At 64.9% G+C, this 9448-nt stretch carries 8 protein-coding genes and 1 pseudogene; 6 read left to right on the top strand and 3 right to left on the bottom strand.

Annotated features, from left to right (window positions below):
* The first annotated feature begins 126 nt into the window (after positions 1 to 126).
* Complete coding sequence (locus GY937_02355; GenBank protein MCP5055546.1) at positions 127 to 600, top strand: pyridoxal-phosphate dependent enzyme; 474 nt, start codon at positions 127 to 129, stop codon at positions 598 to 600.
* A 67-nt stretch (positions 601 to 667) separates the two neighbouring features.
* Here the strand turns inward: GY937_02355 and GY937_02350 are convergent, their stop codons facing one another.
* The gene (locus GY937_02350; GenBank protein MCP5055545.1) at positions 668 to 1297 is read right to left on the bottom strand and encodes an alpha/beta hydrolase; all 630 of its coding nucleotides are present in this window, start codon (positions 1295 to 1297) and stop codon (positions 668 to 670) included.
* A 119-nt stretch (positions 1298 to 1416) separates the two neighbouring features.
* A complete protein-coding gene (locus GY937_02345; GenBank protein ID MCP5055544.1) occupies positions 1417 to 2886 on the bottom strand; it encodes a beta-lactamase family protein in 1470 nt (489 codons plus the stop codon).
* A gap of 12 nt (positions 2887 to 2898) precedes the next feature.
* Between GY937_02345 and GY937_02340 the strand changes: the two are divergent.
* From GY937_02340 to GY937_02325, 4 genes and pseudogenes are all read left to right on the top strand, one after another.
* A pseudogene (locus GY937_02340) lies at positions 2899 to 3057 on the top strand (alpha/beta hydrolase).
* Between the two features lie 112 nt (positions 3058 to 3169).
* A complete protein-coding gene (locus tag GY937_02335) occupies positions 3170 to 5278 on the top strand; it encodes an EAL domain-containing protein (GenBank protein MCP5055543.1) in 2109 nt (702 codons plus the stop codon).
* The gene (locus tag GY937_02330) at positions 5278 to 5970 is read left to right on the top strand and encodes a hypothetical protein (GenBank protein MCP5055542.1); all 693 of its coding nucleotides are present in this window, start codon (positions 5278 to 5280) and stop codon (positions 5968 to 5970) included. The genes GY937_02335 and GY937_02330 overlap by 1 nt, the downstream gene beginning before the upstream one ends.
* A gap of 46 nt (positions 5971 to 6016) precedes the next feature.
* Positions 6017 to 7099 (top strand): PilZ domain-containing protein, encoded by a 1083-nt coding sequence (locus GY937_02325; GenBank protein ID MCP5055541.1) that lies wholly within the window; start codon positions 6017 to 6019, stop codon positions 7097 to 7099.
* Here GY937_02325 and GY937_02320 read toward each other — a convergent pair.
* Positions 7096 to 8040 carry a ribose-phosphate pyrophosphokinase gene (locus GY937_02320; GenBank protein MCP5055540.1) on the bottom strand — a complete coding sequence of 315 codons (945 nt, stop codon included), beginning with the start codon at positions 8038 to 8040 and terminating at the stop codon, positions 7096 to 7098. The genes GY937_02325 and GY937_02320 overlap by 4 nt on opposite strands.
* A gap of 494 nt (positions 8041 to 8534) precedes the next feature.
* Between GY937_02320 and GY937_02315 the strand changes: the two genes are divergently transcribed.
* The gene (locus tag GY937_02315; GenBank protein ID MCP5055539.1) at positions 8535 to 9368 is read left to right on the top strand and encodes a hypothetical protein; all 834 of its coding nucleotides are present in this window, start codon (positions 8535 to 8537) and stop codon (positions 9366 to 9368) included.
* Positions 9369 to 9448: the final 80 nt, after the last annotated feature.

The following is a 9448-nucleotide window of genomic DNA, read 5'->3' as shown; positions in this document are numbered from 1 at the left end:
TCCGGTCGAGCCGGGAGGGCGTTCGCCCTGGGTCAAGGACCTTTCGACCCGGAAGATCTGAATCGGAATCCGGAACGGCGGGCTGCGTCGCCCCCCGGCCAAATGATCAGATTTCTACGCTTCTGAGTGAGCGTCTACACACCGGCCTTCGAGCGCATCTACGTGGCGGCCGGGACGGGCGGCACGCTGGCCGGCTTGCTCTGCGGTTTTCAGCTTGCTGGGCGCGAGGCGTCCATTCGCGGCATCTGCGTCGCCCATCAGGCCCAGGAAGATCAGCCGGCCGTTATCGCCCTGGCAGGCGAGGTCTGCAAGCTGCTAGGCCAACCGGAGTTGCCGAATGATGTCGTCGAATTGACGGACGCGTTCCTGGGTGAGGCGTATGGTGTTCCGACCCAGGAGGGCCTCGAGGCGATCTCTCTCTGCGCCCGGAACGAGGGCCTCCTGCTCGATCCGGTGTACACGAGCAAGGCGATGGCTGCACTGGTGAGCGACGTGAGGAATGGGATCGCCGGCGACGGCCCCGTGCTCTTCTGGCATACCGGCGGCGCTCCGGCCCTGTTTGCCTACCGCAGCGAGCTGAGCCAGACGGATCGGGCGTAGCCTGCTCCAGCGTGGGCGCGAGTGGCCCTGTCAGGTCCGCTCGCCACGTCCGTCTACGAGAGGTCGGCTAGGGTCGCTGACCATTCGACATCTGACTCTGTTCTCCGTGTTCGAAGCGCCCCGCGCGTAGGAAGTGGATGACTTCGTCGACAACGCCGTCGTTGTTTCGGATACGCACGTGCCCGGCCGGAACGGCCAGGAAATCGGTCATGCCTTCGACGCGTGCGCTTTCGATGGAGACGACACCGTCATTTTCGCCGGTGACGATCCAGGCGCCCACGTTGCTCGAAAGAGGATGGGCGCCCGCGATGATGCCCAGTTCGTAGTCCGGCGGCCCGATGCTCCTCGGAAAACTCGTCCTGCCCGTTCCCAGGGTCTCGGCGGTCGGGCCGAGAAAGAGCCGGAACCACCAGTCGTTGCCAAAGGTATCGACCAGCTCGCTTCCCTTGTTGGGCGGCGCAATCATCACGACCCGGCCGAGGGCTTCGGGTCGTTTTTCAGCCAGGACGGCACGGGCCAACACGCCTCCCAAGGAATGGGTGACGAAATGCAGCCTCTCTCCGCTTTCCACGCAGCATTGGTCCAGGGAACCCTGAAGGTGGTCCACCAACGCTTCCGGCGGCTCGCTGCGGGACGGGTAGCCGAGGTTGTGGACGGCATAGCCCTCCCGGGCGAGGCGCTTTTCGAGGGGCCGCATCGCCCGGGGAGAACGGGCCAGGCCGTGTAGCAGCACGACCTGCTCCGGAATGGGCTCCTCGGGGGCCGCAGAGGCGCCCTGCACGGGAGCGATCAACAGGAATGCAAGAAGGCAAGCCCTCAATCGACGATCGCTCCGTAGACCAGGGCCTTGAGTTGCCCGCGGAAATCGAAAGTCCCAGAAGGCATGAGCTGAGTGAAGAAGAGCACGATCAGCTCTTCGGCAGGATCGACCCAGAAGATCGTGCTGGCTGCGCCCCCCCAGGCGAATTCTCCAACCGAGCCCACGTTCTGGGCGCGGACGAGGTCATCGATGACCGAAAAACCCAGGCCGAAACCCGTGCCCTCGTAGGGTGTCTCCGAGAACGTCCCTACCGCAAATTCGGAAAGATCCTGCCCCTCCGGCAGGTGATTGCGAGTCATCAGGTCGAGCGTACGCGGGCCGATGATGCGTTGGCCGTCGAGAAGGCCGCCTCCGAGTAGTGCCCGGCAGAAACGCAGGTAGTCGGCGGCGGTCGAGACCAATCCTCCCCCACCGGAGAAGAATGTGACATCGCGCGCAAAGGGGCTGTCTTCCGGATCGTCCTCCAGGCGCAAAACCTTCCGTGGGCCACGTGCATAACAAGCGGAGAATCGATCCCGAAGCGCCTCGGGGACCTGAAAACCGGTTTCATTCATGCCGAGTGGGGCGAAGACATGCTCCTGGAGGTAGCGATCCAGGGGTTGGCCCGAGATCACCTCGACCAGATAGCCGCAAACGTCGGAGGCCACGGAGTAGTTCCATGCGCTCCCCGGGGAGAATTCCAACGGCAGCGTTGCCAACTGGCCGATCATGTCGCGTAGGGTGGTGCCAGCCTTGCGATCCCCGACCCGGAGCTTCCGGTAGGCCGCATCCACGTTGGTGCGTTCCATGAACCCGTACGTCAAGCCGGAGGTATGGGTGAGCAGGTCGCGGACGGTCATCGGCCGGTCGCAGGGGCGCGTCAGGAAGTGGGGATGATTGCCCTGCACATAGACCGAGAGGTCCTTCCATTCCGGAATGAAACGATGGACCGGGTCGGACAGGCGGACGCGAGCTTCCTCGTGAAGCTGCATGAGCGCGACCGAAGTGATCGGCTTGGTCATCGAGTAGATGCGGAAGAGGGTGGAGAGCTCCATGGGGAGCTGACGCTCCCGATCTCGCTGGCCAAGTGCGGAGGCGTAAACCACCTCGCCGCGTCGCGCGACGACCGTCAATGCGCCGGGAATCTTGTCCCGGTCGATGTATTGCTCCTGCAGGTGCCGGTCGATGCGGCCGAGGCGCGTACCATCGAGTCCCACATCTTCGGGCCGGGCTGTAATCACCTTGTTCTCCTGCTCGGTATTGGAGGCCCAGGGAGCGTACAGTGTTCCGTCCGCAAGGAGGGAAGCGTGCCCCTGGATCCGGCCTCCAGATCGTTCTCGACCCACTCGCCCGGATCCCGGGCCTGAAGCTCCACGAGCTCGAGTCCGCCGCAGCGCGAGTTTCCTTCGAGCAGATGAAGCTCCCCGCAGAGGAGATTCCGCTTGCCTCGGTGGAGGATCGGGTGGTGCCGGGGCCGCTTGGGGCATCGATAGCCTGGATACGCACAACGGCTCGGGAAGGCCGGAGTCGCGGTCACGTCGACTCGATATGACGGGATGATTCACGGCTTCTTCGCCATGGGGATGCTCGCCCAGGGGGCCGGTGATGCGGTCACGGAGGCCTCCGAAGCTGTTCAGAAAGCGCTCAGATACCGCTAAATTGGGTCAAAAGCCCCCATTTACAGCTTCGGTCTGCTCCTGTCATCTCAATGCATGTGCTCGATCTGCCGATCGTTGACGTACGGACGACTTCCCGTCCGCTGGAGCGTCGGTGACCGAGCCCTCCTGCAAACCACCCATGATCGTCTGGGTCGTCACGGCTCAGGAGGGGGTGTGGCGTGAGGCCGCCGAGGCGCTGAAGCCGATCGGCGCCTCCATTGTCGCCATGCATTGGGACGAGATGGCGGAAGATCTTGGGGCCCGGCCCGACTTGCTGCTCCTCGACATCCGCGGGGGTCTCGATCCGGAAAAGGAGCCCCGGCCGCTTCGAGGTCCCAGCCGAGAACGGGTTCCGCGCCTCTTGCTATGCGAGGACGAGGCGCTTGTCGACACGGTGTTGGCCGGCGACGACCACCACGAAGCCATCGCAGCCGTCGATGGCGCTGTTCCGTGGCATCGAGTGATTGCGCGCTCGAAACGAATGATGGCTCTATCTGCTGAGCTCAGCACGCTCCGTTCCGAGCACGACCTGGCGGTGTGTGCCAGAGAACTCTCCGGCACCGCAATCTGGACTTTGGATCCGGACCGCGGCCTGGTCGAGTGCTCCAGCGAGATCGCGGCGGAACTCGGCGAAGAGCAGAGGCAATGGGAGAGAAATGATTGGCCCACGTTGCTCTCGAGTATTTCATCCAGTGCGACCCGGCAGCTGACCCAAGCGGTCGAAGCGATCGCCAGGCGAGGAGGCACGGGGACCGTCGAGCATTCGGTGCGCGGCGCTTCGGGCGAGGAACGCATCCTGCTGCACCGGATCCGCAGGCTCGAATATGGATCGCGCAAGGTCGTCGGCGCAATGTTCGACGTGACCGAAGAGCGGGAATCGTTTCGCAAGCTCCAGAAGCTCGCGCATTTCGATGGGCTTACCGGGCTGGTCACTCGCCACCACTTCCTTTCCAAGCTGGGCGAAGCTGTGGGCTCGTCGAGTTCCGAGAATCCGGTCTCGCTCTTGTACATCGATCTGGACGGACTCAAAGCCGTCAACGACCGCATGGGCCACCGCGGGGGTGATCTCCTCCTGCGCTACGCAGCTGGGCGTCTGCGGAATGCCATCCGCGATACCCCCGAAATACCCTCGCGTGTATGCGAGAGCGAACGCCCGGTCCTGGGCCGGCTCGGTGGCGATGAGTTTTCGGTGATCCTGCCGACCATCGATCGTGCGAGTGCGGAACGCCTGGCCGCCCAGGTCGTGGACGCGTTTCGCGAACCCTTCGAAGTCATGGGCGTCCGGCTGACTGCGACGGCGAGCGTCGGGATTGCGGGGGCGCCGCTGGATAGCATCATCCCGGATGAACTGGTGCGGTACGCGGATGCCGCGATGTATGAAGCGAAGGGGCAGGGCGGTGATCGCTGGCATGCCTATCGACCCAGCCTTGCGGAGAGTCGGGATCGCCGTCGGGACGTGCGAGATCGGTTGCGCGCTGCCCTGGAAGCAGGCGAGCTGGAGGTGCACTACCAGCCCCGGATTCGTCTGCGCAATGGTCACGTCGCCAGCGCGGAAGCGCTGATGCGCTGGAACAGCCCGGAGCTTGGGAGGGTCTCTCCCGCGGAGTTCATCCCTCTGGCCGAGGAGGCTGGCCTGATCGGTGCCCTCGGACAATTCGCCCTGGATCATGCCTGTCAGGATCTTCGCCGCTTCGATGATGCGGGCATCGAGCCGATCCGGATCTCGGTGAATGTCTCCGGGGCTCAGCTCATGGAGCCGGGCTACGGTGAGAAGCTGTTCTGCACCCTGCAGGAATCAGGAGTCGATCCCTCGAGGGTGGAACTCGAGGTGACCGAGAGTGTCGCGCTTCTCGGGCTCGACCGGGTGGCTCAGCTCCTACGAGAGGTTCGCACGACTGGCGTGCACGTCGCGCTCGATGATTTCGGCACGGGCTACTCTTCGTTGGGCGTCCTCCTGGACCTTCCCCTCGATTGTTTGAAGCTCGACCAATCCGTGATCCGGGATCTCCACACCAATCCGGATGCGGCCAGCGTCGTCCGCGCGATGATCGTCATGGCCCATAGCCTTGGACTCTCGGTGGTGGCCGAGGGCGTGACCGAACCCTCCCAGGTGCAAATCCTCCGCGAGCTCGATTGCGACGAGGTCCAGGGCTTCCTGTTCTCGGAGGCTCTGGGCGCCGCGAAACTGATCGACTTCGTCCGCCAGCCCCGGACGCTGTGATGGATCCCGTGACATCGGCAACCGATCGTGAGACTGCACCTTTCGTACCTGGCGTACGCGTGGCGCTCTCCCAGTACGCACCTGAGGGGGGAAGCCTGTCTCGGCGGGAGCTGGGGGTGGGTGAGATCCTGGTGTGCCCGCGGGTTGGCGCACGTCTCGAGCTGCGCATCCGAGCAGAGCGCGGCCTCGCTTCGAGCCCGATCCGTGAACTTCGTCTCCTCAACGAACGATGCCTTGCGGTGGCGACTCATTGTCGCGTCTACGTCCTGAGCCTACTCGACGCGACGCTCCCTTCGCTGGACGTTTCGGAACTCAGGGCGCACGTGGACGAGATGTTTGCCGGACAAGAGGCTGGCGCGGATGCCCAGGGGGAGGTCACGCAATACGTCCGGATCGGCGAGCCGTTGGTGCGCCCCGGCGGAAGCGCCTTTGCCGGCCGCAGCGCGCGCATCGAGCGAACTCGGATCGATGACCCGGACGCGAAGCCCGAGCTCCTCGGCACGGGGAGATTGTTGGCCGAGCCGGAGCCGGGCCTGGCGCTGCGCTTCCAGGATGCCGAAGGCCAGGTCGTGACCACCTCGGCGGTCCTGGCGGTGGAACAGAGCGGGGCCGATGCCCTCGAGGCTTCCACGGCCAATACGCGGTATCGCTTCGAGGCGACGCCGGAGATTCCCCCCGAAGACGCCTCCTAGGTTCCGGTGGGTCAATTCGCAGGGTCTCCCGGCCGATAGACCCTCCATGCAGGATCGATGGATCTGGCTCGTGGATGACGGCGAGCTCGAGGATGTTCGCGTCACGTTGGAAGCGGCTGGCTTTTCCGTCCAGCGCAGACCGGTCGATCCAGGCTGGAAGGGCTCAGGACAGCCCGTCCTCCTGGGTTCACTCGCCCGGGTCGCGGACCTCCGCGAGCAGTACCCCGGCGCCCTCAGCGTGGCGGTGATCCCCGGTGACGCCCGGGCCCCGAGCATTCCCCTCGATGGTTGGATTCGTCGGCCGCTGCATCCTTTCGCCCTTGCCACATTGCTGGAAGCCCTCTCCCATTCGGGAGCGGATCGCCGCTGGGCGCCGCGGGTCGCCGTGGGGGCCGCGACTCGCGCCTGGACGCGCCACGGTTTCCGCCGTGCCACGCTGGTGGATCTCTCCGCCTCCGGCGGTCGATTCCTTTGCGAGACCCCCGTCGAGGTCGGCTCACGTATGGTGGTGTGGTTGCCTCCGGCTCCAGGTTTTCGCTGGCCCCGGCGGGTCGGTGGCCGGGTGCTCCGCTGCGAGCCCAACGCCTGGGAGCGTCCCACCCCCCATGCCGTAGGGCTTGGCTTCACCTCTTTGCCTCTTGGTTCACGTCGCCGCCTCCAGGCATTGTTGATCCATCATGCTGGAGCACGCCTGGCTGCCGCCTGGCCGCGTCCATCGGATGGCTTGCCGATGAGGTCCGCCGAGCCCACGGAACGGCGTCGCTACGAACGCCGCCCCTACGATCGTCGGGTGATCGCTCAGCGGTCGGACGGGCCTGTCGTGCTCAGGGCCCGCGATCTCTCGGTGGCAGGCCTGCGCATCGAGCCCGCCGCGGGGCTCCGCCTGGGGAGCGCGCTGAGCCTCGCCATCCAGGTGAAGTCGGGCACTACGCCGCTCGTGCTCGACGCTCGCGTCATGCGGGATGATGGTCCTGCAGGAGTGGTCATGCAGTTCGAAGGTGTCGACGTTCGCCAGCGCGACCGCCTGGCCAAGATGCTCCGCGATCTACCAGAGGCAGGTCAGGCAGGCACGGAGTTGCTCCCGGCCGACGGAACGCAAGATACGCAACCGCTCCCGGCTGACGGCTAGCGGAACAGGCGAGAGACGCTGGATCCGTCGTGGATGGCCCGGATGGCATTCGCGAACAGCGGTGCCACGGATCGAACCTCGATCTTGTTCGAGCGCTTTTCCGGCGGGATCGGAATCGTGTCGGTCACGACCAGCGAGGTCAGGGGCGAAGCCTCGATCCGCTCCACCGCTTTGCCCGAAAGCACCGGGTGGACGCATGCGGCTTCGACGGCAACAGCTCCGCGATCCAGGACGAAGCGCGTCGCCTCCATCATCGTGCCGCCGCTCGCGATCTCGTCATCGATGATCAGGGCGGTCTTGCCTTCGACATCGCCGATCAGGTTCGTGGCCTGGGCCTTCTCGTCGTCGCCGTAGCGGCGCTTGTCGACGATGGCGATGGGCAGGTTCAGCCGGTTGGCGTAGTTGCCAACTTCCTTGGATTCACCGACGTCCCCGGCGACGAGCACGTAGTTGGTCAGGTCCCGATTGTCCCGCAGGTAGTCGCATAGGATCGGAGCGGCCAGCAGTTGGTCGGCAGGGATGCGGAAGAAGCCCTGTACCTGGGGTGAGTGAAGATCCATCGTCAGTACGCGGTCGGCTCCCGCGGTTTGGAGCAGATCGGCCATCAGCCGCGCGGTGATCGAGATCCTGGGTCGGTCCTTCTTGTCGGAGCGTGCGTAGGGAAAGTACGGGAGCACGGCGGTGATCCGATCGGCGGACGAATGCTTCAAGGCGTCGATCGTGATCAACAGCTCGACCAGACCATCGGAGACCGGTGTGCAGGAGGGCTGGATGACGAAGACATCGGCGCCGCGGACGTTCTCCTCGATATGCACCATCAGGTTCTCGTTCGAGAACCGCACCACACTCGACGGACAGACGTCGATCCCCAGATGCTTGCAGATGTCCGACGCCAGCTGGGGGTGGGCAGAACCGCCGATGACTTTGATCTCGCCGCTCATGGCTCTCCTCGCGAGGGCTGTTGGCCCCCGGAGCCAGATCCATGCAAGCCTCGGGCAGGACGCTCGGGGCAGAAGGCGCGGGGGCGCGCTGGGGGGCCGCCTCGCGACGCACCCCCGAAACCGCCGCCAGTCTACCCGTTCCCTTTTCGCTTCGCGATCGGCCCAGCGTCTACGCTTTTGGTTGTGCCCGCGAGATTCCTGCTGGCATGGTACTGGCAGCGTGAAGGCGCATGTCCGCGTCCGATCAAGCCTTTCAGCCTCCGCACTGCCCGAACCCTAGGTGTGAATACCACCAGAATCCAACGGGTTGGCCGTACAAGCGCGACGGATTCCACTTCCGCCAAAGCGATAGGCGCCGCATCCAGCGCTACCTCTGTTCACACTGCGGCCGGTCTTTCAGTACTCAGACGTTCTCCACCACCTATTGGCTGAAGCGCCCCGACCTCCTTCTCCCTCTGGTCAAGACCAGCCTGGCCTGCGCGGGCCTTCGCCAGATGGCCCGCATCCACGACGTCTCGCCTTCCACCGTGGCACTCCAACTCGGCCGCGCCGGCCGCCACTGCCTGGCCTACCACGAACTCAGGCGTCCTCGTACTCCACCCGTGGAGCCCCTCGTCCTCGACGGTTTCGAGACTTTCGAGTTCAGCCAGTACTGGGTCACGCATCTGAACACGGTGGTCGGCGCCGAGAGTCACTACGTCTACGCCACGACCGTCTCCGAGCTGCGCCGCAAGGGCCGCATGACGCGCCGCCAGAAGGAGAGGCGGAAGGAACTCGAGGCTCGCTACGGGAGACCCCATCCTCGCTCCATCGAGCAGGGCGTTTCCGAGGCCCTCGCTCTGGTGCTTCCCGAGGGCTCAACAGGTTTTCTCCGCTCCGACGATCACCACCAGTACCCGCCAGCGCTGCGCAAGCTCCAGGGCCGAGTGTTCCAGCACGAGATCACATCGTCGAAGGTGCCTCGGGTCCCCCAGAACCCACTCTTCCCCGTGAACCTCTACCACTTGTTGCTTCGCCACGGCGGGGGCAATCACAAGCGCGAGACGATCGCCTTCTCGAAGCGGAACCAGGCGATGGTGTGGAGAGAGGTGATCCACCGGGTGTGGAGGAACCACGTGAAGCAGCTCTCCGAGCGAAGGGGTGGGGGGACACCCGGAATGGTCTTGGGCCTGGACCGCGTGCCGCTCAGCTGGGAGAAGGTCCTGGGGCAACGCGTCTTTCCGTCTCGGATCGAACTCCCAGAACCTCTCCGCAAGGCCTATTTCGGGCGGATCCCGACGCGCCAGCTCCCTTGTGCCCGGGCTCACTTGCTCCGCTACGCCGCCTAGCTTGGAACCCCGAGCTGACGTGAATCGCCGGATACGCCTTCCTGGCGTCCAATCCTCACATCAGCAGGATTCTCGCGGGC

The sequence above is a fragment of the bacterium genome, from assembly GCA_024228115.1.
GTDB lineage: Bacteria > Myxococcota_A > UBA9160 > UBA9160 > UBA6930.
This window is presented reverse-complemented; position numbering and strand designations above follow the sequence as displayed.

Bases quoted from the DNA above. Each gene is read 5' to 3' on its own strand.
- GY937_02350 (MCP5055545.1), bottom strand. From the start codon at position 1,297: ATGCGGCCCCTCGAAAAGCGCCTCGCCCGGGAGGGCTATGCCGTCCAC.
- GY937_02330 (MCP5055542.1), top strand. From the start codon at position 5,278: ATGGATCCCGTGACATCGGCAACCGATCGTGAGACTGCACCTTTCGTA.
- GY937_02345 (MCP5055544.1), bottom strand. From the start codon at position 2,886: ATGCCCCAAGCGGCCCCGGCACCACCCGATCCTCCACCGAGGCAAGCG.
- GY937_02325 (MCP5055541.1), top strand. From the start codon at position 6,017: ATGCAGGATCGATGGATCTGGCTCGTGGATGACGGCGAGCTCGAGGAT.
- GY937_02315 (MCP5055539.1), top strand. From the start codon at position 8,535: ATGGCCCGCATCCACGACGTCTCGCCTTCCACCGTGGCACTCCAACTC.
- GY937_02320 (MCP5055540.1), bottom strand. From the start codon at position 8,040: ATGAGCGGCGAGATCAAAGTCATCGGCGGTTCTGCCCACCCCCAGCTG.